This is a genomic window from Pseudarthrobacter polychromogenes (genome assembly GCF_014644495.1).
Taxonomy (GTDB): Bacteria; Actinomycetota; Actinomycetes; order Actinomycetales; family Micrococcaceae; genus Arthrobacter; species Arthrobacter polychromogenes.
This window is the reverse complement of the sequence record NZ_BMKU01000017.1, coordinates 1-23,975: the sequence shown is the minus strand read 5'-3', so window position 1 is coordinate 23,975 and position 23,975 is coordinate 1. Positions and strand designations below refer to the sequence as shown.

The 23,975-nt window shown below is 64.0% G+C and carries 20 protein-coding genes; 18 read left to right on the top strand and 2 right to left on the bottom strand.

The window, feature by feature from the left end:
- Positions 1 to 117: 117 nt before the first annotated feature.
- Positions 118 to 810, top strand: coding sequence for a GntR family transcriptional regulator (locus IEX43_RS18850; RefSeq protein WP_188813542.1), 693 nt, complete (start codon positions 118 to 120; stop codon positions 808 to 810).
- 110 nt (positions 811 to 920) lie between these two features.
- On the top strand, positions 921 to 1,745 hold the full coding sequence (locus IEX43_RS18845) for an alpha/beta fold hydrolase (protein ID WP_188813540.1): 825 nt from the start codon (positions 921 to 923) through the stop codon (positions 1,743 to 1,745).
- A 23-nt stretch (positions 1,746 to 1,768) separates the two neighbouring features.
- Here IEX43_RS18845 and IEX43_RS18840 read toward each other — a convergent pair whose 3' ends face one another.
- Positions 1,769 to 3,001 (bottom strand): saccharopine dehydrogenase family protein, encoded by a 1,233-nt coding sequence (locus IEX43_RS18840; protein ID WP_188813538.1) that lies wholly within the window; start codon positions 2,999 to 3,001, stop codon positions 1,769 to 1,771.
- A gap of 156 nt (positions 3,002 to 3,157) precedes the next feature.
- Between IEX43_RS18840 and IEX43_RS18835 the strand changes: the two genes are divergently transcribed.
- The 15 genes from IEX43_RS18835 to IEX43_RS18765 all read left to right on the top strand — a co-directional run bounded on the left by IEX43_RS18835 (position 3,158) and on the right by IEX43_RS18765 (position 18,434).
- Positions 3,158 to 4,216, top strand: coding sequence for an Ldh family oxidoreductase (locus IEX43_RS18835; protein ID WP_188813536.1), 1,059 nt, complete (start codon positions 3,158 to 3,160; stop codon positions 4,214 to 4,216).
- 31 nt (positions 4,217 to 4,247) lie between these two features.
- The gene (locus tag IEX43_RS18830) at positions 4,248 to 5,297 is read left to right on the top strand and encodes a sialic acid TRAP transporter substrate-binding protein SiaP (protein ID WP_188813534.1); all 1,050 of its coding nucleotides are present in this window, start codon (positions 4,248 to 4,250) and stop codon (positions 5,295 to 5,297) included.
- Entirely contained in the window at positions 5,294 to 5,908 is a 615-nt protein-coding gene (locus IEX43_RS18825) for a TRAP transporter small permease (protein WP_188813532.1), read from the top strand. The genes IEX43_RS18830 and IEX43_RS18825 overlap by 4 nt, the downstream gene beginning before the upstream one ends.
- 8 nt (positions 5,909 to 5,916) lie before the next feature.
- The gene (locus IEX43_RS18820) at positions 5,917 to 7,197 is read left to right on the top strand and encodes a TRAP transporter large permease (RefSeq protein ID WP_188813530.1); all 1,281 of its coding nucleotides are present in this window, start codon (positions 5,917 to 5,919) and stop codon (positions 7,195 to 7,197) included.
- Between the two features lie 26 nt (positions 7,198 to 7,223).
- Complete coding sequence (locus tag IEX43_RS18815; RefSeq protein WP_188813528.1) at positions 7,224 to 8,528, top strand: enolase C-terminal domain-like protein; 1,305 nt, start codon at positions 7,224 to 7,226, stop codon at positions 8,526 to 8,528.
- 19 nt (positions 8,529 to 8,547) lie between these two features.
- Positions 8,548 to 10,035 carry an aldehyde dehydrogenase (NADP(+)) gene (locus IEX43_RS18810; protein ID WP_188813526.1) on the top strand — a complete coding sequence of 496 codons (1,488 nt, stop codon included), beginning with the start codon at positions 8,548 to 8,550 and terminating at the stop codon, positions 10,033 to 10,035.
- Positions 10,032 to 11,231 carry a fumarylacetoacetate hydrolase family protein gene (locus IEX43_RS18805; RefSeq protein ID WP_188813524.1) on the top strand — a complete coding sequence of 400 codons (1,200 nt, stop codon included), beginning with the start codon at positions 10,032 to 10,034 and terminating at the stop codon, positions 11,229 to 11,231. Before IEX43_RS18810 ends, IEX43_RS18805 begins: the two co-directional genes overlap by 4 nt.
- Positions 11,224 to 11,937: a GntR family transcriptional regulator gene (locus IEX43_RS18800; RefSeq protein WP_188813515.1), complete on the top strand. Its 714-nt coding sequence runs from the start codon at positions 11,224 to 11,226 to the stop codon at positions 11,935 to 11,937. Before IEX43_RS18805 ends, IEX43_RS18800 begins: the two co-directional genes overlap by 8 nt.
- 37 nt (positions 11,938 to 11,974) lie before the next feature.
- Positions 11,975 to 12,727 (top strand): SDR family NAD(P)-dependent oxidoreductase, encoded by a 753-nt coding sequence (locus IEX43_RS18795; protein WP_188813513.1) that lies wholly within the window; start codon positions 11,975 to 11,977, stop codon positions 12,725 to 12,727.
- A gap of 37 nt (positions 12,728 to 12,764) precedes the next feature.
- Complete coding sequence (locus IEX43_RS18790) at positions 12,765 to 13,616, top strand: fumarylacetoacetate hydrolase family protein (protein WP_188813511.1); 852 nt, start codon at positions 12,765 to 12,767, stop codon at positions 13,614 to 13,616.
- Positions 13,617 to 13,676: 60 nt separating this feature from the next.
- Entirely contained in the window at positions 13,677 to 14,702 is a 1,026-nt protein-coding gene (locus tag IEX43_RS18785) for a zinc-dependent alcohol dehydrogenase (RefSeq protein ID WP_188813510.1), read from the top strand.
- 11 nt (positions 14,703 to 14,713) lie between these two features.
- Complete coding sequence (locus IEX43_RS18780) at positions 14,714 to 15,466, top strand: SDR family oxidoreductase (RefSeq protein ID WP_268238379.1); 753 nt, start codon at positions 14,714 to 14,716, stop codon at positions 15,464 to 15,466.
- Between the two features lie 67 nt (positions 15,467 to 15,533).
- Positions 15,534 to 16,211, top strand: coding sequence for a bifunctional 4-hydroxy-2-oxoglutarate aldolase/2-dehydro-3-deoxy-phosphogluconate aldolase (locus tag IEX43_RS18775; protein WP_229666539.1), 678 nt, complete (start codon positions 15,534 to 15,536; stop codon positions 16,209 to 16,211).
- Entirely contained in the window at positions 16,208 to 17,170 is a 963-nt protein-coding gene (locus tag IEX43_RS18770; protein ID WP_229666538.1) for a sugar kinase, read from the top strand. The genes IEX43_RS18775 and IEX43_RS18770 overlap by 4 nt, the downstream gene beginning before the upstream one ends.
- A gap of 76 nt (positions 17,171 to 17,246) precedes the next feature.
- Positions 17,247 to 18,434, top strand: coding sequence for a hypothetical protein (locus IEX43_RS18765; protein WP_188813506.1), 1,188 nt, complete (start codon positions 17,247 to 17,249; stop codon positions 18,432 to 18,434).
- A 41-nt stretch (positions 18,435 to 18,475) separates the two neighbouring features.
- On the opposite strand, the gene metH is transcribed toward IEX43_RS18765, so the two are convergent.
- Complete coding sequence (gene metH / locus IEX43_RS18760) at positions 18,476 to 22,138, bottom strand: methionine synthase (protein ID WP_188813504.1); 3,663 nt, start codon at positions 22,136 to 22,138, stop codon at positions 18,476 to 18,478.
- Positions 22,139 to 22,681: 543 nt separating this feature from the next.
- On the opposite strand from metH, the gene IEX43_RS18755 reads away from it, so the two are divergent.
- Positions 22,682 to 23,635, top strand: a complete 954-nt coding sequence (locus tag IEX43_RS18755; RefSeq protein WP_188813502.1) for a DUF6414 family protein — start codon at positions 22,682 to 22,684, stop codon at positions 23,633 to 23,635.
- The last annotated feature ends 340 nt before the right edge of the window (positions 23,636 to 23,975 follow it).

The following is a 23,975-nucleotide window of genomic DNA, read 5'->3' as shown; positions in this document are numbered from 1 at the left end:
GTCACAACACCGTGGCGCCCTTCGATTGTCTAACAAGTACACATGTTGGTCAAGTATCGATGTTGTTCTGTCTGGCAAGATGAAGTAACTCGGAAAGAACCTTGGGAGGGAACGCACGTGCCCGGTCGCATTGCAGCAGTCTCCATCGTGGAGGCGATCGCCGCAGATCTGCGGAGCCGCGTCTTCTCCGGTGAACTCGGTTCCGGGGAGGCGCTCACCGAGACGGACGTCGCTTCCTCCTACGAGGTGGCCCGCCCCACCGCCAAAGCCTCCATTGAAAAGCTCGTGGCCGAAGGGCTGCTGGACAGGGGAACGCATAAGACGGCACGCGTGGTGGATCTGGGACCGGAGTCGGTCCGGGACATCTACCTGGCCAGGGCCTACCTGGAAAGCGAAGTGCTCCGACGGCTTGCCTCCGGCCGGACCGTTCCGGCCGGTGCCGTGCAGGCGAACAAGGACATTGCCGCCGTGAAGAGCGGTGCGCCGCTGGACGTGGTGGAACCGGACATGAGGTTCCACACCAGCCTGATCGATGCTGTGGGCAATACGCGCATCAGCAAGATGTACCGGTCGCTCGTTGGGGAAGTCCGTCTGTGCATGTCCCGTGTACAGTCGCTGCACCTCCTCGACACCGCCCTGATCCAGGCGGAGCACCAGAGGCTGCTGGAACTGATTGAGCAAGGCCGGGGCGACGAAGCCGCCGGGCTGCTCGACGTCCATTTGGGGCGCGCTCGTGAACGGCTGGTCGCTGCAATGGGTGGCGAGGCCGGACCTGAAGCCCAGTTGCCGTCCGACTTGGTAGCCGAGTAAAGAGCCTGGCTATCTCACCACGAAGGTCATAGTGGGAGGATTCCTAGGATTCGCTATTCCCCGTGGATAGTCTGGGACAGGACGCCACCCGACGGAGGGTCAGTGAGGACGTGAGCGAAGCAGCTGCTGCCGTAATCGGCCGGAACAACGTCACCATATCCGGCCGGGATGATGGGCCCGTGATGATGTTTGCCCACGGTTTTGGCTGCGATCAGGCGATGTGGCGGAAGCTCCTGCCCTATTTCGCTGATCATTACCGGCTGGTGCTTTTCGACCATGTGGGTGCAGGACACTCGGATATCAGCGCCTATGACTGGGAGAAGTACGGGACCCTCAACGGGTACGCCTCGGACCTGCTGGAGATCTGCGCCGCCCTTGAGCTGGAGGACGTCATCCTGGTGGGCCACAGTGTCAGCACGATGATCGCCGTGTCCGCCGCCGTGCAGGACCCCAACCGTTTCTCCCACCTGGTCCTGCTTGCTCCTTCACCCCGTCATACGGATGACCCGTACGACGGTTACGTGGGCGGGTTCTCGCGGGAAGACATCGAGGGCCTGCTGGCATCCCTGGACAGCAACTATTTCGCCTGGGCCGCAGCCTTGGCGCCCATGGTCATGGGCAACCCGCAGGAGCCGGAATTAGCGGAGGACCTGCGGGCCAGTTTCTGCCGGACAGATCCGACCATCGCACGGCATTTCGCCGGGGTAACCTTTTTCTCCGATACCCGGCCTGAACTGAGAAAGGTGCGCACCAACTGCCTGATTCTGCAGTGCTCGGACGATCGGCTTGCCCCGCCGGAAGTGGGCGCCTACCTGCACAAGAATCTGGAACACAGCACCCTGGTGCAGCTTCAGGCCACCGGGCACTGCCCCCACCTCAGCGCTCCGGAGGAAACGGCCCGGGCGATTCTGCAGTACCTCGACACCCGCTCGTGACAGGCGAGCTGCAGGACCTGGGTTCAGGCCAGTTTGGTTACCTGGTAGGTGTGGCCGGCGGCACGGAGCCGCTGTATGAGCACGTTGCCGAGTGCAGTGGCCGGTGTCAGCGACCCTTTAGCGGCGGGCAGCCTGTCACCGTCGAGGGCAAGAGCAAGTGCACTCTCCCCTGCCATCACGGCGGTGGCGGCATAGCCGGGATCACCGGGGCCAGCAGCAATGGCCTGGTAGCGCTGACCGGCTCCGGTCCGGGCGGTCACCTGTGAGTGGAACCAGCCCGCGCGCTGCGTGCCGGTGCTCGGGCCCGTGCCTGGTGCCGGAAGAAAGCGATCGAGCACCCTCCGGCTGGGTGGGAACGCCATGGCGCCCATGAATGACCGGAGCCCGAGTGCCATTGCCCTGGCGGCGACCGCTCCTGCCGGTCCGGGTGCCACCCCCATCACCTCGCCGTACTGAAGGGAGCGGCCGTAGGCCCAGCCCTGCAGTGCGTTGCTGCGGCGCACTATTCGGGTGTTGAACGGGGCCATGATGAACGGCGCAGTCCAGGTGCCGTCACCGGAACGGTGCACGGGGCCGGCGTCAGGCGGCTGTGGCGTAGTCGGCTCCCGTGTACGGTCGGGGCTCAGGGCGTAGGGGTCCGCAACCAGTGACCTCAGGGCGGTGTTTGATCGCATTGCGTCGAGCTGCCCGCGCATCGACTCGAGCGTGCCTCCGCTGATGCCGGCCTTGGCCGTCGCAATGAGCTGGACCTCGGCTAAACCGCCAGCGGCATCGGCTTCTGCCGCCTGATGAAGCAGCAGCACGGCGAGGTCGGACGGCACGGAGTCGTAGCCGCACGAGTGCACGATCCGGGCCCCGTTCATCTTGGCCAGATCGTCGTAGCGGTCGATAGCCTCCCGGATGAAGGACACCTCACCGGCAAGGTCGGCGTAGTGGGTGCCGGCCCGTGCGCAGGCCTCGACGACGGGTAGTCCGTGTTTCGCGTATGGACCGACGGTTGTGAAGAGCACGCGTGTGCCCGCGGCTAGGGCGGCGATTGAGTCCGCGTCCTCCGAGTCGGCTTCGATGAGGGCCCAACCGTGCGCGGCGGCCGGCAACTGCGACCGAACCGCCGCGAGCCTGGACCTCGACCGGCCCGCGAGTCCGACCCGCATACCGGCCGGTGCATGTTCCGCAACGTAGCCGGCAATCAGTCGGCCAACGAAGCCCGTCACTCCGAAGAGAACGAGGTCATGGTCCCGCGGTGAGTTGTCCATGACTGCAGCCTTTCACAACGGCAACTCCAAGCGGACGCACGGCTCCTTGCCTTGGTCCTCGGAACAACCTGAACTGGCTGAATCCTGGAGGCACTTGTGGCCTGCCCCACAATACATATAGGATTCTAGAGATTCCTATATGAAGGGCGTTCGACGATGAGTACCCAGCAACTCTTCCCACAGCCGGACCTTGTTCGCTTCGCCACAGAAGCGTTGGCTGCCCGCGATGTTCCACTCACGGACGCGGACCTCACGGCCCGCTCCCTTGTGCAGGCGGATCAGCGCGGCATCTACTCCCACGGACTGCTCCGCCTTCCCTTGTATTGCGAAGCGCTGCGGCTCGGAGGAATTAATCCGCGGCCCAGCCTGAAGTTCTCCAAGGATGAAGGCAGCGTGGCAGTACTCGACGCCGATGCTGCGCTGGGGCAGGTAGCAATGCAGGCTGCCGTGGAACGGGTCATCAGCGTCGGCCGCGCGCAGGGCATCGCCGCTGTCGCCGTTCACAACAGCAGCCATTTCGGGGCCGGCGCCTTCTGGAGCGATCTGCTCGCCGAGGCAGGCTTTATGTCCTTTATTACCTCGTCGACGGGACCGGTAGTCGCACCTCATGGGGGAACATCAAAGGTCCTCGGTACAAACCCGCTGACGCTCGGTGTTCCCAGCTCTTCAGGATGGCCACTTACCGCTGACCTGGCCACCAGTAACGGTGCCTACGGCAAGGTGATCGCTGCGAAGAACGAAGGCACCCAACTTCCGGAGGGCTGGGCCGTTGACGCCCACGGAAACCCAACCACTGACCCTTTCGAGGCGGAAAAGGGATCGATGATCCCCTTCGGCGGGCACAAGGGCTCAGCAGTTGCCGTCCTGCTCGAAGCCTTCGCAGCGTCCCTGACTGACGCAACTTATGCGTTTGAAACCATCGATATCTGGTCCAATCCAGCATCCCGCATGAACAACGGCCATCTGGTCATCGGCCTTGATACTGCTGCCTTCGGGGGAAGCGCCCATACGGCATCGCGCGTGGCAACACTGCAGGACCGCGTGCGTTCGTCGGGTCCGGGTGGCCAGCCTGTCGATGCGCCGGGAGACCCGGAGCGTCGTCGCCAAGCAGACGCCGCGGAAGCCGTCCCCTTGCCGGCATCGACCGCCAGCCAACTGGACGTCCTGGCCCAGGAGCTGTCCCTCTCGCCCCTCAAAACCCACTCAACAACCTAACGACCAACTCGTTTTTCGGAAGGATTCAGCAATGAAGCTTGAAACTAACCCCATCAGCAACGTGGCAGCTCCCCGTGGCAAAGGGAAGCTCGTACTAAGCGTTGCCGCCGCGGCGGCTCTGCTGCTGTCCGGTTGCAGCGTCGGTACACCGGTGGACCGCAGCAAAGTCGAGTCCGTTGACGCTAACGCGAAAACCCTGCGCCTGGCCCACGTTTATGACGCCGGCCATCCCGTGGAAGAGTGCGGCGTCGCCACCATCAAGAAGGAATTGCAGGGAAGCGGCCTGCAGGTCCAGAGTTTTCCGTCCGCGCAGCTGGGCAACGAATCCGAGTTGCTCGAACAGGTCGCCTCGGGCAGCCTCGACATGGCCGTGGCGGGCCCGTCCTTCCTGGGCGTCTGGGAGCAGAACGCAGCCGTCCTCGATGCGGCGTACCTGTTCCAGGACGTGGACCACTTCGTGGAGACTGCAAACGGCGAGCAGATGAAAGCCGTTTTCGACGACCTCTATGAGTCCTCGGACATCAAGGTACTTTCCAGCTGGTACTACGGGACCCGCCACGTGACGGCGAACAAAAAGATCAGCACCGCGGCGGACTTTGCCGGACTCAAGATTCGCACCCCCAACGCACCCCTCTACCTGGCTAACGTCAGCGCGATGGGCGGAACCGCAACCCCGATGGCGCTCGACGAGGTGTATCTCGCCCTGCAGCAGGGCGTTATCGACGCCCAGGAAAACCCCATTCCCACCATCGCCACCGCCAAATTCAACGAGGTGCAGGACTACATCAACCTCACCGGCCACATGATCCAGGGCGTTCAGCTGAACACCGGACGGGCGGTCTATGAGGGCCTCTCGGATGAAGAACGCACTGCACTCGAGGAAGCGATGCAGGCCGGTGCAGAGGCCACGCGCACCTGCGTCGAGGAGCAGGAGCAGTCCATCCTCGAGGAATGGAAGACCGGCAGCGGCATCCAGGTCAATGAGGATGTGGACCGCGAGTCCTTCGCCGCCGCTGCAGGCGAAGCCATGCGGCAGCAGCCTTGGGGTGACCTCTACAACCAGATCAAGTCCGCCCGATGACTGAAGCTGTCGGTGGGCAAACGTACCGGGACACTGAAAACAACATTGCGACGGGGCTGCGGGTCCCGCAGGAACCCGATGACCCTGATTTCGCTGAACAACGGAACGCCCCCTACCGGTACCTGGTGGTCACGGAGAGGGTCGCGGCGTGCACGTTCCTCGTGGGCACGCTCGGCCTGATCATTCTTCAGGTGGTGAGCCGATACGTCTTCAATACGCCCTTCACCTGGACTGAAGAGCTTGCACGGTTCGCCCTGCTGTGGTTCACGTTCGTCTCCGCCGGTTTCGTCATGGCGCGCCGCATCCACATCGCAGTGGACCTCCTCGCCAGCAAACTGGGGCGTAAGGGGACCATCGTCCTGGATACCTTCGCTTTGGCCATGGTGATCATCGCCTCGGGAATGATGGCATTCGCGGGGGCAGAATTCGCAGCCGGCGCGGCGCGCCTTCAGGCCCCCGCGACGTCACTGCCCATGAGCCTTGTCTACAGCTCGGCCGTAGCAGGATTCGCGCTGATCTGCTTCCACGCCCTGGTGCACATGTACCTCAACATCCGCCATCCCGAACTAGTGCCTGATGCGATGGAAAACCTCGAACGGGAAGCGGTCTAGGAACCAATATGACACTCCTCATCATGGTGATCAGCCTTCTGCTGCTGCTCGCCCTCCGCGTCCCTGTCTCAATTGCACTGCTCATTCCGTCCCTCGGCTATGTCCTCATGGACCCGTCCGTGCGTCTCGGCACAGCCGTCCAGCAGACGGTCTCCGGTGTCGACAGCTTCTCAATCCTCGCCGTTCCAATGTTCATTCTGTTGGGCAACCTGGCCAATGTGTCCGGTGTTACGGACAAGCTCTACGACGCCGCGGTGGCAGCCATCGGCCACCTCCGGGGCAGCCTGGGCTACGTCAACGTCGCCACCAGCTTCGGCTTCTCGTGGATGAGCGGCGCCGCTATCGCCGACGCCGCTGCGATGGGCCGGGTCCAGGTGCCGGCCATGGTCAAGCGCGGCTACAAGCAGGAGTTCGCGCTCGGTGTCACAGGCGCTTCGAGCCTGATTGCACCCATGATCCCGCCGAGCATTCCAGCAGTCATCTACGCGGTCACGGCTGGAGTGTCCGTCGGTGCCCTCTTCATGGCAGGGATCGTCCCCGCGTTGATCCTCGTCGGCGCACTATGCGCTACCGTGTGGCTGCTCATGCGGAAGAAGAACGAGCTCCGCCTGCCCAAAGCGACGTGGGCCACCCGTGGCAAGACGGCCCTCGGTGCGGTTCCGGCGCTCGGTTCCGCAGTGGTCATCCTGGGCGGCATCCTGAGCGGCATCTTTACCCCGACCGAGGCCAGCGGAATCGGCGTCGTCTACATCGCAGTCCTCGCCGTTGTCTACAAGGCACTCACGTGGCGGAAGGCGTACCGCACGCTGCTGACTACTGTCGAGACCTCGGGCTCGGTGCTCCTGATCGTCGCCGCGGCGGCACTCTTCGGCTGGGTGCTGGCCAGGGAACAGGCTCCGCAGGTGGCTGCAAACCTGATCCTGGATATCACCAACCAGCCGATCGTTTTCCTGATCCTCGTCAACGTGCTGCTTCTTCTCGTTGGCTGCGTGTTGGAGCCGACGGCTGCGATCCTGATCCTGGTCCCCGTCCTCCTGCCCGTGGCAGAGACCTTCGGGATCGACCCTGTCCACTTCGGAATCATGGTCATCTTCAACCTGCTGATTGGACTGATCACCCCACCTGTGGGGCTGGTGTTGTTCGTCCTTTCCAGTGTTACCAAGGCACCGGTACCGGTCGTTATCAAGGGAATACTGCCGTTCTTCGTCCCCATGGTCACCACCCTGCTGTTCATCACCTTCGTTCCCGCCGTCACGCTTGGCCTCCCCGTACTGCTCGGCTTCCTCTAAACCGCTGACCTGCAAGGAAAACACTCATGTCAAAAATTCAATCCGTCCGCACTACGGACGTCCGCTTTCCCACCTCACTCGAACTTGACGGCTCAGATGCCGTCAACGTTGACCCGGACTATTCGGCAGCCTATGTCGAGATCACCACTGACGACGGCGAGAGCGGCAACGGTCTCGTGTTCACCTGCGGCCGCGGCAACGAGATCATCACTGCCGCGATGGACAGTTACGGTGAACTCCTCGTGGGACGGGACACCGACGAACTCGTCAACAACCTTGGAGACTCTTCCCGGCGGCTCATCCACGACTCGCAGATGCGCTGGCTCGGCCCCGAAAAGGGAGTGTCCCACATGGCGGCCGGCGGGCTCATCAACGCGCTGTGGGACATCCGGGCACGGCGGGAGCAGAAGCCGCTGTGGCTGCTGCTGAGCGAAATGCCTGTGGAAGAAATCATTAGCGCAGTGGACTTCACCCACATCCGCAACGCCCTCACCCCCGAAGACGCCGCGGACATCCTCAAAAAGGGCCAGGTGGGCAAGGAAGCGCGCATCGCCGAACTCAAGGAACACGGTTACCCGGCCTACACCACCACTCCAGGCTGGCTCGGTTACAGCGACGAGAAGCTTGTGCGCCTGTCCAAGGAGGCGGTGGCCGACGGCTTCGGCATGATCAAGCTGAAGGTCGCCGGCAGTATCGAGGACGACCGACGGCGCCTGTCCCTGGCGCGCGAGGCGGTAGGGCCGGACGTCCGCATCGCCATCGACGCCAACCAGCGCTGGGAGGAGCAGGAGGCCATCGACTGGGTCAACCAGCTTCAGGACTTCGAGCCATACTGGATCGAGGAACCCACCAGCACGGACGACATCCTGGCCCACGCCGCCATCCGCAAGGCTGTCCACCCCATCAAGGTGGTAACGGGCGAAGCCGTCCACAACCGCATCATCTTCAAGCAGATGCTCCAGGCGGGGGCAATCGACATCATGCAGATTGATTCCACCCGCGTGGCCGGCGTCAACGAGAACATCGCCAACCTGCTGCTGGCGGCCCGCTTCGAGACTCCCGTGTGCCCGCATGCCGGCGGCGTCGGGCTGTGCGAGCTGGTGCAGCATTTCTCCTTCTTCGACTATGCAGCCATTACCGGCACCATGGAGGACCGCGTCATCGAGTTCGTGGACCACCTCCACGAGCACTTCACCGAACCGGCAGTAGTCTCCAACGGGCGCTACCAGGCACCTAAGCTGCCCGGTGTCGGCGCCAGGATGCTGCCCGAGTCCACCTCACGCTGGTCCTACCCGGACGGTGCCGTCTGGCAGGAACTGAATGCCCGCTGAGCTTCCGGAAGGATCTCCCATGCACATGACCACCCTGACCATCGCCACCACTCCCGAACAGGTGGACCAAGCCGCGCGGGAAGCCCACGCGGCGTTCCTGACCATTGCCGATGAGTCGCCTGCGACACGCGCTGCCCGGCTCAATGCAATCGCCGATGCCCTTCGTGCCAACGCGGACGAACTGGTGGCGTTGGCGGCCGCTGATACGAACCTCGCCGAGGCCAGGCTTCAGGGAGAGCTGAGACGGTCAGCTTTCCAGCTGGACCTGTTCGCCGACGAGGTGCGCACCGGCATCGCCTTCGATGCCACCGTGGACCACGCCGATCCGGACTGGGGCATGGGCCCCCGCCCGGATATCCGCAGGGTCAACGTGCCGCTGGGCGTGGTGGGCGTCTTCGGGGCTTCCAACTTCCCCTTTGCGTTCAGTGTCATGGGTGGGGACAGCGCCTCGGCTCTCGCTGCCGGGTGCGCTGTCCTGCACAAGTGCCACTCCGGGCACCAGAAACTCGCGGTGAGGACGGGGGAAATCGTGGCCGAAGCGTTGGCCGAAGCCGGCGCCCCTTCGGGGCTGTTCGCGCTGGTGGACGGCCGCTCTGCAGCTGAGGCCCTGGTGGATCACCCGCTCGTCAAGGCCATCGGATTCACGGGCTCCACGGCCGGGGGCCGGGCGCTCTTCAACCGCGCCAGTGCCCGCCCCGTGCCGATCCCCTTCTACGGGGAGCTGGGCAGCATCAACCCGGTCTTCGTGCTGCCCAAGGCCTGGAACGCCCGTGCTGAAGAGATCCTCACCGGCTACGCGGAATCCTTCACGGCGGGCATGGGACAGTTCTGCACGAAACCTGGCTTGCTCTTTGTCCCGGCTTCCGCCTCCGAGGAACAGCTGCTCAGCACTTTGGACGCCGCACTCAAAAAGGTTCCGCTGACCAAGCTCCTCACTCCCGGTCTCAGGGAGTCGTTCGGCAAGGCGCGCGGAGAGGTCGCTTCGATCGACGGCGTCCAGGCCCTCGTTCCGGGCTCTGATGATGAGGTGCCCGCACCCACAGTCCTGCTGGTCGATGCACGAACCGTCGCGTCAGATCCTGAAGTGCTCCACCGTGAGATGTTCGGTCCGGCAACCGTGGTGGTCCGGTACAACGACGTTGCCGACCTGCCAGCGCTTGCTGCGCAGATGGAGGGCCAGCTGACGGCCACCGTTCAAGCAGACGACGGCGATCCGTCCGGTGAGCTGCTCTCCACCCTTACGGGTATCGCCGGCAGGGTGCTCTGGAACGGCTGGCCCACCGGCGTCACGGTCTCCTACGCGCAGCATCACGGCGGGCCCTACCCGGCCACGACGGCACCGGGCACAACCTCGGTGGGCACGGCCGCGATCAGGCGTTTCATGCGCCCGGTCGCCTATCAGAACGTTCCCGACCCCGTACTTCCGCCGGCGCTCCAGGAGGCGAACCCCTGGGGCATAGCCCGCCGGGTGGACGGAAGCCTTGAACCTGCAGGAGAACCCCGATGACACGTTTAGAACCGGAAGCAATTCTTCCCCAGGACGCCTCGGCCGCCCTGCTCATTGGCCGCCTGTGGGACCCGGAAACCCAGGGTCCCCGCCCCGTCCTGTTCCACGAAGGCGTACTGCTCGATCTCTTCGACCATGCGCACACCGTGTCCGCGCTGCTCAATCACGACGACCTTCACGGCGTGCTGGAGGATGCGCGGCATGACGGGGCCCGCAGCTGGGACCTGGAGAGCGTCCTGAACGGGGGAAGAAGCCAGGACGAACCCCATCTTCTCTCACCGGTGGACCTGCAGGCTGTGAAAGCCTGCGGCGTGACCTTCGTGGACAGCATGATCGAGCGGGTCATCGAAGAACGTTGTGCCGGTGACCTGACACTGGCGGAGCAGATGCGCGCACAGGTTCTGGAGTCCATCGGTGGAAGCCTGGCAGGGGTGCGTCCGGGCTCCGAGGAGGCCGCACGGGTAAAGGAAGTGCTGGTCCGGGCGGGCTTCTGGTCCCAGTATCTCGAGGTTGGCATCGGGCCGGACCCGGAGGTGTTCACGAAAGCCCCTGTTCTCTCGGCGGTAGGATGCGGCGAGGACATCGGCATTCCCTCCTTTTCCTCCTGGAACAACCCCGAACCTGAACTGGTGCTGGTGGTGGACAGGGAGGGGCGCGTGCGCGGCTGCACGTTGGGCAACGACGTCAACCTGCGCGATGTCGAGGGGCGGAGCGCACTCCTGCTTGGTATGGCCAAGGACAACAACGGCTCAGCCGCGCTGGGCCCCTTCATCCGCCTGTTCAACGATTCCTACACCCTGGACGACGCCCGCCAGGAGACGATCCGGCTGACAGTACGTGGAACCGACGGATACACCCTCACCGGCACCAACAGCGTGCAGCGGCTGAGCCGCCCCTTCGAGGAACTCGTGGGCGCGGCCTTCGGCCCGCACCACCAGTACCCGGACGGCTTCGCACTGTTCACCGGAACCCTTTTTGCCCCGAACGAGGACCGAAAGGCGCCTGGCATGGGTTTCACCCACGAAACCGGTGACATCGTGCAGATCAGCAGCAGCCGCCTCGGAACGCTCACCAACACGGTGAAACCAACGGAGAAACTCGAACCGTGGAGTTACGGCATCGGCAACCTGCTGGAGTATGTATTGAAGATGAACAATCCCGCCGCCCGAGCACACCTGCCGGCACACCATGGCTGAGCAATCCTCCGACCCCGGATCCCGGGCGCGGCCTGCCGTGGACGTCTACGCAATGTTGCGTGCCAGAATCCTTGACCTTCAACTGCCGCCCGACGAGAAGGTGAACATCGATGCCCTCGCCCGGGAGTTTGGAGTGTCCCAAACACCCGTGCGGGAGGCGCTGAGCCAACTCGAGGGCGACAACCTCATCATCAAGACTCCTGGCAAGGGTTACCGGACAACGCAGCTGCTGGACATGGCTGAACTCCGCGAGCTGTTCGAATTCCGGCTGATGGTGGAACCGTGGGCGGCCGGGGTGGCCGCACTGAACCGGTTAAGCAACCCGGCCCGGATGCTGCAAAAATCACTCTCGACCTTCGAAGCCGGGACGGAGAACGCAACCAGCGTCAGGCACCTCCTCGTGGCGCACGATACCCACTTCCATGACAGTATCCTCAGCGCCAGCAGCAACCAGTTTGCACTGCACGCCTACCGTGCCACGCACTGCCACCTGCACCTCTTCCGCCTTCACCGGGCGGACGACAGGGGGAAGCAAACGGTGGACGAGCACCGCAGCATTGTGAATGCGATTGCGGCCTGCGACACCGATGCAGCCGAAGCCGCCATGCGCGCCCATCTGATCGGGGCCTACCACCGCTTTGCTGAGGCATTTTCGCAGGACGGCGGCAGGGGTTTGCGGGTGCCGCCACCGGCCCAGCTCTGCTGACAGTCCGCCTTCACTCATTACCTTTTAGGGGTGCTTTATGGGCTCATTTTCAGGCGTCCGCGCCATTGTCACCGGTGGGGCGTCCGGCATCGGTGCCGCCGTCACCGCCGCGCTCCTGGACGAGGGAGCGCGCGTCGCCGTCCTTGACCTCGAACCCGCCGGCCTTTCCGACGGCGTATTGGGCCAGCAGTGCGACGTTGGCAACCGCGGCTCCGTCGACGCCGCCGTGGAAGCCGTAGCGCGCACGTTCGGCGGCATCGACGTCGTCATTAACAATGCAGGCATCGGGGCCACCGGCACCGTGGCCGACAACGATGATGAGGACTGGCTGCGCGTGCTGAACGTAAACGTGGTGGGCATGGTGCGCGTATCAGCGGCCGCGCTGCCGCACCTGAAACGCTCAAAAGCCGCAGCGATCGTCAACATCGGATCCATCGCGGCGACGCACGGGCTTCCGCAGCGCGCCCTCTACTCGGCAAGCAAGGGAGCAGTAGATGCCCTCACACGCGCCATGGCCGCGGACCACCTGCGTGAGGGAATCCGGGTCAACTGCGTCCATCCCGGCACAGCGGATACACCCTGGGTCGGCCGTCTGCTGGGCGCAGCGGACGATCCGGAGGCAGAACGCCGGGCACTGGAGGCCCGGCAACCCCACGGACGCCTGGTGTCCCCGGACGAAGTCGCCGCCTCCGTGCTGTTCCTGGCAGATCCCACAAACGCGTCCACTTCCGGGGTCTCTCTTGCGGTCGACGGCGGCATGCACAGCCTCCTCCTGCGTCCGTCCACCTGAACCACCACCTGAACCCACTTGAGCTAGGAGAACGCCAATGGAATTGATGAGACTGGGCGAGGCTGGCCAGGAAATACCGGCTGTCCGCGAAGGAGACGCCTACTACGATTTGCGGGAGATAACAGCGGACATCACCGGCCCCGCCATCGGCGCCGGCTTGATCGAACAGGCGCGCGCTGCCCTTCAAGCCGGCTCCCTGCCTGAGCTGGCAGACGCCAGAAGCATGCGGGTGGGTCCTCCGGTCACTGGGATCGGTGCGGTCATCTGCGTCGGTATGAACTACGCCGCGCATGCCGCCGAAACCGGCGGCACACCACCCGCCGCGCCCATCATCTTCTTCAAGCACCCGAACACCGTCGTCGGCCCCGACGACAACGTCGTTCTCCCACCCGGCACGCAGAAGGTCGACTGGGAAGTGGAGCTTGCGGTGGTCATCGGCAAGCGTGCCTCCTACTTGCGCAGCCACGAGGAGGCGCTGGATTGCATCGCCGGGTACACCATCAGCAACGACGTGTCCGAGCGGGACTTTCAGCTCCAGCACTCCGGCGGACAATGGTCAAAGGGCAAATGCGCCCCCACCTTCAACCCGCTCGGCCCGGCGCTGGTCCCCGCCGCCGATGTACCGGACCCCCAGCAATTGCGGCTGTACTCCTGCGTGAACGGCGAGGAAAGGCAAAACTCCACCACCGCAGACATGGTCTTCAGCGTCGCGGAAATCATCCGCGACCTTTCCCAGTACATGGCCCTCGATCCAGGGGACATCGTGAACACCGGCACGCCCCAGGGCGTAGCACTCTCGGGGCGGTTCCCGTACCTCCGCCCCGGGGACACCATGACCATCGGCGTCGAAAGGCTTGGCGAGCAGCACCAACAGGTGACGGCGCAATAACCGGCAAAGTGATCCACCCCAAGCCAGCCAGAAACCAGATCTTCCACCAGGAGCGACACCATGACAGCTGCCATGTACACCGGCGAACGGACCTTCACGACGGCGGTTCCCACCCTTGGGCCCCCTGAGGCCGGGCAGGTGCAGATTGCCGTTGCCTACACAGGCTTGTGCGGCACAGACCTGCATATTTTCCACGGAGACATGGATGCGCGGGTAGCCACGCCTGCGGTAATCGGCCACGAGATGTCAGGCACCATCGCAGCAATAGGCGATGGGGTTTCAGGATGGGCAGTCGGTCAACCCGTCACGGTCATGCCCACCCTCTCCTGTGGTTCATGCCATGCCTGCCGCAAGGGGAACAGCCATATCTGCCACAAGTTGAACTTCATCGGCATCGACTCCGAGGGCTCGATGCAGAGCACCTGGAACGTCCCGGCCGAGGTCCTCGTTGCCCTGCCCGAGGGACTCGCTCTCGATGAAGCAGCGCTCATTGAACCGACTGCGGTCGCAGTGCACGACGTCCGTCGTTCAGGACTGACCGCGTCAGACTTCGTCGTTGTGATCGGCGGCGGGCCCGTGGGTCAGCTCATTGCCTCCGTAGCCCTCCGGCAGGGCGCCCGTGTGGTGCTGGCAGAGCCCGATCCAGGCAGGAGGGAAACAGCAAAGGGATTCGGCATCACCACAGTCGATCCGCGCGAAGAGAACCTCGTGGACTATGTCCTGCGGGAGACAGACGGGGCAGGAGCGGACGTGGCCTTCGAAGTTTCCGGGGCAGCGGCAGGGGTCAGCTCCGCGGTTGAGGTTCTGACCACCAGGGGACGGCTCGTCATGGTTGCAATCCACCCCAAGCCGAAGGAGATTGACCTCCACCGGTTCTTCTGGCGGGAACTGGAGATGTTCGGTGCCCGCCTCTACCAGCGGGAGGATTTCGAGGAAGCTGTTCGCCTCGTGGCTGACGGTGCCATCCCCGCCCGCCAGATGATCTCTCGGGTTGTGTCCCTTGAGGATGTTGAGCAAGGGTTCCTTGCCCTTGAAAGCGGCGGAGCCATGAAGGTCCTGGTCGACTGCCGGGCGGCGGCCTCGTGAGAACTCCGGGGTTGTTTGACCTGACCGGAAAGACCGCCGTCGTTACCGGAGCCCGGAGAGGCATCGGCATGGCGATGGCCGTAGCCCTCGCCGAAGCCGGAGCCGACATCATCGGGGTCTCCGCTAACCTCGAAGCCGAAGGCAGCGCGATCGAACAACGCGTCACGTCGCTTGGGCGCCAGTTCACGGCAATGAGCGCGGACTTCGCAGATCGCGCCGCGGTGCGCGAACTCGCCGCCAACCTGGTTGCTGCGGGGCCCATAGACATCCTGGTCAACAACGGAGGCACGATTGCCCGGACGCCTGCGGCCGAGCACCCGGACGACATGTGGGACCAGGTCATCCAAGTGAACCTTTCCAGCCAGTTCATCCTGAGCCGGGACGTCGGACAGCAGATGCTCGCCAGGGGCAGCGGGAAGATCATCTTCACCGCATCTCTCCTCAGTTTCCAGGGCGGCATCAACGTCCCCGGCTACACTGCGTCAAAGTCCGGCATCGCGGGTCTGACAAAGGCCCTCGCCAACGAGTGGGCAGTGCGCGGCGTCAACGTCAATGCGATAGCACCCGGCTACATTGCCACTGACAACACGCAGGCATTGCAGGAAGACCCGGATCGTGAACGGGCGATTCTGGGGCGCATTCCCGCCGCGAGGTGGGGGCAGCCGGAAGACCTGGGTGGTGCCACCGTCTTTCTCGCCTCCGCCGCGTCAGACTATGTCAACGGAATAGTCCTTCCCGTCGACGGCGGATGGCTGGGCCGGTGATGTCACGGCACCTTTGTTGCCGCATTAACCAACGTCCACACCAGCGCACCAGTTGAAGGAATAAGCCGTGCCTCCACCAGAACAGCCACCAGCCGTCGTCGAACGCACTTCCGCTTCGCAGATAGTGCGGGACACCGGAACCATAGCGGTCCTGCGTGCTTCCCATGCACGTGCCTATGCCCCCGTTGTGGAAGCACTGGTCCACGGCGGGGTGGCCAGCATCGAACTGACCCTGAGCACCCCCGGGGTCTTTGAGGAACTCCCCCTGCTGCAGGATCGGTTCGGCAGCGCGGCCGAATTCGGTGTGGGCACTGTAACCACGGTCGACGAAGCGGTTCAGGCCATCGAAGCCGGAGCAACCTACCTTGTCACTCCCGTGACCGACGGCGCCATTATTTCGGCAGCAGTTCAACGCGGCGTCGCTGTCTACCCGGGTGGGCTGACTCCCACGGAACTGTTCAAGGGGTGGAGGGCAGGGGCGACGGCGGTCAAGGTTTTCCCCGCGTCGGTCGTCGGTCCCGGATACGTGTCCATGCTGCGGGGACCGTTTCCGGGCATAGAAGTAGTCCCCTCGGGAGGGGTAAGCATCGACGACGCCGCCGAATGGGTGGCGGCGGGAGCACTCGCCGTCAGCCTGGGCGGACCGCTGCTCGGCGATGCCTTCAAGGGTGGAGACTTGCGCAAGCTCACAGAGCGCGCGCGCCGCCTGCGGAACGTCGTCGACGAAGCCAGGGCAGCGCTGTGAGCACGGCGGTAGCGGCACCTTATCTGGTGACAATCGGGGAGACTATGGCCCTCCTCACCGCCCAGCATCCCGGGCCACTGGCCCACGTCTCCTCGATGGGCCTCGGCATCGGCGGTTCCGAATCCAACGTGGCCATCGGTGTCCAGCGGCTCGGCGGCAACGCGGTGTGGTGCGGCCGGACAGGGGCCGATTCCCTCGGCCAGCTCGTCCGGCGCGAAATTCGTGCCGAGGGTGTCACGGTCCGAAGCATCGAGGATTTGTCAGCGCCGACAGGGCTCATGCTCAAGGAACGGCGAACGATGGCCACGCAAAAGGTGAGCTACTACCGCGCGGGCAGTGCCGGTTCAAAGCTGATGCCGGAGGACCTGGATGCTTCGCTCATTTCGGGAGCCGCGGTTCTCCACGTCAGCGGCATCACGCCCGCGCTTTCAGCCACTGCAGCTGCGACTATCCGCGAGGCCATCGACATCGCCCGGTCACAAGGGGTGACCGTCTCGTTCGATCTTAACTACCGGGCGAACCTCTGGACCACAGAGGACGCTCGATGCGCCTACCAGGAGCTGATTCCCCTCACCGACATCGTCTTCGCCGGCGACGAGGAGGCGGCGCTTGCCATCGGACCTGCACACGAGCCCACCGACCTGGCCCAACGCCTGGCCGAACTCGGCCCTTCACAAGCGATCATCAAACTGGGAAGCAAAGGTGCCGTGGGGTCCATTGACGGCGAGATCTACCGCCAGCCCGCTGTAGCGATCGAACCCGTGGACACCGTCGGGGCCGGCGATGCATTTGTCGCTGGCTACTTAGCGGACCTGATGGCCGGGAAAGCCCCTTCGGACCGGCTCGAGCTCGCCGCCAAAACCGGAGCGTTCGCCTGCCTCGCCTACGGGGACTGGGAGGGACTCCCAACACGCGCAGAGCTTGCCCTGCTGCACCAAACAGAGTCAGTCACTCGGTGAAATGGCGCCGCCCTGAAGGCCCCGTAGGATGCTGAAGGGGCGCCCGGTTCCCTCGTCCTTCGCGATAAAGGAATCAATGGAACAGCCACGCCTTGTCCACTTCAACCCGGTGCGCAAGCCGGACCTTTTCTGGATGACCGCCTACGCCCTGATCCTGGGCACGGGTGTCCTTATCGGCGTCGGACTGGCTGTCACCCCGTTGGTGCTGGTGATGATGTACCCGAGCGCCTGGCTCCTCGTAACGCTGGCCGCGGTGCCCTTGGGCCTGTGGATGGTTGCCCGGCTGGTATCCGCTGGCCGTAAACTTCGGCTGCGGTACCGGCAGCTACCCGAGTACACGCTGTTTGAAGACCGGGTGGAGTCCGTGGAGTGGCCTAATCCGCTGGAGAAGGGCGTCCGGTTCGACAGGAACACCGCTCCGACCCGGCGCTCTGTACGCCTCGACCAGATCACGTCAGCAGTGGCGTCCTTTTGCATCGTGCGGGAAACTTACAACCGATATGCAGGCCGCGTATCCGAAACCGCGCCCATCCTGTACGTCCGCTACCGCTCCGGCGGCCGGAATGAACTGCTGAGTATCCCCTTCCCGTCCCACCAGGATCAGGGAGTCGATATGTGGCTCAGGCACCTGAGCGGCGAAGGCATCCCGCTTCTCTACACTCCTCAAGTCCTGTATCGGCACGACAAGCAGATACTGGACGATGCTGAGAGGCTCCGGCTTCTCGGCGACCTTGGCAAACTCGTCCCGTACCGGTTTGCCCGCGGCTGGCAGGCCGACGAGCAGGATCTCCGCGCCCGGTGGTCGGCTGTAGAGCAGGTGGAACGCGACGCCGAGGAGGCCCGGGATCCGGCGCTGAAGCGTGCCCGGGCGCGCCACCCCGTCACGGCGTGGATCATCCAAATGCTGGTCTTCGTCTGGCTGGGCATGACAGTCTTCTTGCAACAGCTTGCTTGGGCCGGCCGCCCCGCGGAACGGGCCAGCCTCATCATCAGCTTCGCAGCGGTTCTGCTCTTCGGCCTGCTGTTCTTCTTCTTCCTGCGCAGCTACCTTCGCTGGCCGTATATCTTCATCTACTCCGGCGGCGCGCTCCTGACGGGGTTCATGACAGTAGTTGCCAGCACCGGCCTGTCTGACGCCGATCAGAATGTCGCGGCAGCATTCTTCATTGCAACAGTCCTTTTCCAGCCTCTGTGCTGGGTTCCCTACCTGATAGTCAAGAGGCTTTCCGCCGGTTCGAAAAAACGGCAGCAGGTTGCGGCATGACAGCCTGAGTGTGGGCAGCCCACCCCTGGGCCACCCCAGGCTCACACCTTGAAGTACTTCGCCTCCGGATGGTGGAACACGAACGCGTCGGTGGACTGTTCGGGGTGCAGCATCAGCTCGTCGCTGAGGACCACGCCCATCCGCTCGGGCTTCAGCAGCTCCGTCACCTTGCGGCGGTCCTCCATGTCCGGGCACGCGGGGTAGCCCAGGGAGAACCGCGCACCGCGGTATTCCAGTTTGAAATACCCGGCCGTGTCCTTGGGCTCCTCGGCCGCGAAGCCCAGCTCCTTACGGATGCGCGCATGCCAGAACTCCGCCAGCGCCTCGGTAAGCTGCATGACCAGGCCATTGAGCTCGTAGTAGTCGCGGTACTGGTTGGCGGCGAACATCTTGGAGGTGAACTCCTCGATCTTCGAGCCGGCGGTAACCAGCTGTACCGGCAGCACGTCGATCTGCCCCGACTCGCGGGACTTCACGAAGTCGGCCAGGCACAGGTGCCGGTCGCGGCGCTGGCGCGGGAAATCGAACCGCAGACGGTCGGTGCCGATCGGGCCGCCTGAACCACCGTCGGGGGCGAGCAGTCCCGCGGTGCCCAGGACGCCGTCGCGGTCCTCCCCGTGGTGCAGCACCACCACCTGCTCCCCCTCGGAAACCACCGGGAAGTAGCCGTACGCGACGGACGCGTCCAGCATGCCCTCGGCGAGGATGCGGTCCAGCCAGTAGCGCAGGCGCGGCCGGCCCTCGCGTTCCACCAGGTCCTCGTAGGAGGCGCCGTCCTCGCCGCGGCCGGGCTTGAGCCCCCACTGCCCCATGAACGTGGCACGCTCGTCGAGGAAAGCCGCGTAGTCGTGCAGCGCGACGCCGCGCACAATGCGCGTGCCCCAGAACGGCGGCGCGGGCACGGGGTTGTCGGAGACGACGTCGGACCGGCCGGGCATCGCTTCCGGCTCGGTGACCGTGAACTTCGCACCGCCCTTGTGGATGCGCTTCTTCAAAGGCGGCAGGCCGACGTCGTCCGGGGACGCGCCGCGGGCCACCTTCACCAATGGTTCCATAAGGGCGAGGCCCTCGAAGGCGTCCTTGGCGTAGCGCACCACGCCGTCAAACTGCTCCGCCAGGTCCTGCTCCACGTAGGCGCGGGTCAGGGCTGCGCCGCCGAGGATGATGGGCCACTTCTTCGCGAGGCCGCGGGACTGCAGCTCGGCGAGGTTCTCCTTCATCACCACGGTGGACTTCACCAGCAGCCCGGACATGCCGATCACGTCGGCGTTGTGCTCCTCGGCCGCGGCCATGATCTCGGCGATGCCCTGCTTGATGCCGATGTTGATGACCTTGTAGCCGTTGTTGGTGAGGATGATGTCCACCAGGTTCTTGCCGATGTCGTGCACGTCGCCGCGCACGGTGGCGATGACCATGGTGCCCTTGCCGGAGGAGTCCGACTTCTCCATGTGCGGCTCGAGCAGCGCGACGGCGTTCTTCATCACCTCGGCGGACTGCAGCACGAACGGCAGCTGCATCTCGCCGGCGCCGAAGCGTTCGCCCACCACCTTCATGCCCTCGAGTAGGTGGTCGTTGATGATGCCGAGCGGGGTCATGCCCTCGCTGCGCGCCAGGTCGAGGTCCTCCTCGAGGCCCTTGCCTTCGCCGTCGATGATGCGCCGTTCCAGGCGCTGGCCGGTGGGCAGCGCCGCGAGTTCAGCCGCGCGCTGGTCCTTGAGCGCTGCGGTGTCGACGCCGGCGAACATGTCCAGCATGACGGCCAGGGGGTCGTAGGTGGTGTTGCCGTCGGCGTCGTATTCGCGGCGGTCCCAGACGAGGTCCAGCGCCACCTTGCGCTGTTCTTCCGGCAGGGAAGCGAGCGGCACGATCTTGGCGGCGTCGATGATGCCGCTGGTCAGGCCCGCCTGCGCGGCCTCGTGCAGGAACACCGAGTTCAGGACGACGCGCGCCGCGGGGTTCAGGCCGAAGGACACGTTGGAGACGCCGAGCGTGGTGTTGATGCCGGGGTACTTCGCGGTGATCTGGCGGATGGCCTCGATGGTTTCGATGCCGTCCCGGCGGGTTTCTTCCTGGCCGGTGGCGATGGGGAAGGTCAGGGCGTCCACGATGATGTCCTCGACGCGCATCCCCCATTCGCCCACCAGGGCGTCGACGAGGCGGGAGGCGATGGCCACCTTGCCCTCGGTGGTGCGGGCCTGGCCCTCTTCGTTGATGGTCAGGGCGATCACGGCGGTGCCGTGTTCCTTCACCAGCGGCATGATGCGCGCGAAGCGGCTGTTGGGGCCGTCGCCGTCCTCGTAGTTGACGGAGTTGACCACCGGGCGGCCACCGATGAGTTCGAGCCCGGCCTGCAGTACGGGCGGTTCCGTGGAGTCGATGACCAGCGGGAGCGTGGAGGCCGACGCAAAACGCGAGACGATCTCCTTGATGTCCGCGACGCCGTCGCGCCCCACGTAGTCGATGCAGACGTCCAGCAGGTGCGCGCCGACGCGGACCTGCTCGCGGGCGATGTCCACGCAGTCGTCCCAGCGCTCCTCGAGCATGGCCTGGCGGAACGCCTTGGAACCGTTGGCGTTGGTGCGCTCACCGATGGCGAGGTAGGCGGAATCCTGGTCGAACGGCACGTGGTGGTAGAGGGAGGCGATGCCTGCTTCCCTCTCAGTGGGGGTGCGGGCGGGCTGTGTCTTGCCGTCCCCGGTGGCGACCGTGTTGGTGCCTTTGGCTGCGTTGCGGAAGGGCGCAAGGCGTTCGACGACGGCGGCCATGTGCTCCGGCGTCGTACCGCAGCAGCCGCCCACCAGTCCCAGGCCGAATTCCCGCACGAACTGCTCGTGGGCGGTGGCGAGTTCGGTGGGTGAGAGCGGGTAGTGCGCGCCGTTGGGGCCGAGGACCGGCAGGCCGGCGTTGGGCATGCAGGCGATGGCGACGGAGGACTGCTTGGAGAGGTGGCGCAGGTGCTCGCTCATCTCGTCCGGGCCGGTGGCGCAGTTCAGGCCGATGGCGTCGACGCCGAGCGGCTCGAGCGCGGTGAGCGCGGCGCCGATTTCGGAGCCCATCAGCATGGTTCCAGTGGTTTCGACGGTCACCTCGACGAAGATGGGGAGCCGGACGCCGCGGGTGACGATGGCCTGCTTGCAGCCGTTGACGGCGGCTTTGGTCTGCAGGAGGTCCTGGCTGGTTTCGATGAGGAAGGCGTCCGCTCCCCCGTCGATGAGGCCCTCGGCTTGCAGGGCGAAGGTCTGCTTGAGGTAGTCGTAGGTGGTGTGGCCGAGGCTGGGGAGCTTGGTGCCCGGGCCCATGGAACCGAGGACCCAGCGCATGCGGCCGTCAGCTTTTTCTGCCGCTTCCGCGCGTTCGCGGGCGATCTCGGCGCCCTTGCGTGCGAGCTCTTCGATCCGGTCGTCGATGCCGTAGTCCGAGAGGTTGGACCAGTTGGCGCCGAAGGTGTTGGTTTCGACGGCGTCGATGCCCGTGGCGAAGTAGGCGTCGTGGATGTCCGCGAGGACGTCCGGGCGGGTGTCGTTCAGGATTTCGTTGCAGCCTTCGAGGCCCTGGAAGTCTTCCTCGAGCGACAGGTCCCGGCCCTGCAGCATGGTGCCCATGGCGCCGTCGGCAATGACGACGCGGTGGTTCACGGCGTCCAGAAGCTCCTGCGCGCGGGCAGGGCGGGGAACGGACTCAATATCAAGCACAAAACGAGGCATCTAAACAGGTTACGTGTGGGGGCCGGAACGTTGCGCTGTGTGTCCGTGTGCTACGGCGGGGTGGAGCGGCAGCGCTGGCATGCGCTGAGGCCAACGGCTGATGATGACGACTAGGGCGATCTTCCTATTCAGCGACTACACCGACTTTAGGATACGTCGGGCAAAAGAACATCTAGAAGACCGAGGAAAATGCCGCGGCGTGGTATCGTCGCGAGGCCCCAGAAGCCGAGGCGGACCTTGCCAAAGCCAACGGCCTGGAAACCACACTGGAAGAGACTAAGGGCTACCATATATACAGGCCATCGTTTGCAACGAGGTATATTCTGCTCCGGTTGTGCGATGGGATGCGAGTCCTATTCAGCGTTCTCCCGGACGGCAATAACCTTAAGCCAATCGCGCGTCCGCACTTCAACCGCACACAGATTTAGGCTCAAGAGCGACCAATGCCACGATTACGGCGTCTAGGACCATGAGAATCCTTCCGCGCTTCATGCCCGGAACCTAACAGTGCAACCTTGAGGGTCCCACCGGTATCCTTCCCACATGGCCGAAAAGCGCGAGCACCCGCTAGAAGTAGATGACCTAGACCTCTACACCATCGTGATATACCAGAACACACCCTTCGTGGAAGGGCTTTACCAGCAATTCATTGGTGGCAGGCCCACCCAAATGCAAACTAACGACCAGTCCGACGTGACTGACGGCCTCAAGGGAATCGCGGACGTTGGCGGCAGCATCCCAGGAATTGTCAATCTGAAGGGCTCAGGAGAAGGTTCCCGTCAGTCCAAGTCGGCAACTGGCAGCGCAACAACGATGACGTTTGACCACGCCTACCTTCTTCATGGCGTTAGACAAGCACTCCGCGAGAAGGACTTGGTGACGGTCGTAGACGATCCTGCAGCCTACCAAGGTTTAAAACCTGGAGATTTTGTGGAATACCGGGCCACTTTTGAGCCAAATTTTATCGTAAGCGTGCTCGACGTACTGACGGCAGACATTGTTCAGAAGTACGCGTATGCCAGCAATCTCAAAGAGGCCATAAGCCCCGAAATGACTCCGGAAGAGCTCCAGCACGCAAATAATGAGGCCACTCTCAGCAGCAATCAAGCGGCAGCGATTTTTGAAGCTGCCCAGCGTGAATTCAGGAACGGCACTTCTCTAGAGTTTTACGGCAAGGTCGTTCCTGCCCCTGGCGCGGAATCACTCAACGTCCACGCTGTGACCGTATGCGACCGCGCGATGTTTAGCGGCGGCGATACAGACAAGCTAGTTGACGGCGAGTTCCGCGTCCTCGGCAAAGTCATCCGAGTCATGAACTACGGGTACACCCTAATGGACCGCAACAAAATTCTCAGCCGGCTAAAAGACAACGCATTGGACGAGTTACAGGAGAAACTCAGGGCTGACGAGAGAGTAGCCGAATACATAAACCTTGACCTTGGGCTTAAGGAGGATGCGGCGGCATTTAAGGTTATCCCCATAACAGTCTTCGTCTAGGATCCAAAAGCCACTGAACTGGAGGGCGTGACTCCGGTTCGCGGGTGCTAGGTCAAGCCTCGACCTACCCGATCAAATGCCCAGCTTTCCTTCGTTACACCAATGGATCCTTTCCGCCATCGTCTAGGGCCCCGCACCTTGAAGATCCCCGCAGACGGACCCGCGTCTGTGTACTTCAAACTGACGCTTCGATCGGCGAACCATCTCCTCTTAGCTCTGTCCGGTGGAGGGCAGGACACAAGACCGTCTGCTCCACGCTGCCCCTTATGTGAATATTCGCTCTTTTGGGGTCCACCCGTCGTGTGTTTGGGGGCCGGTGGGCAGAGCGCGCAGTAGCGGT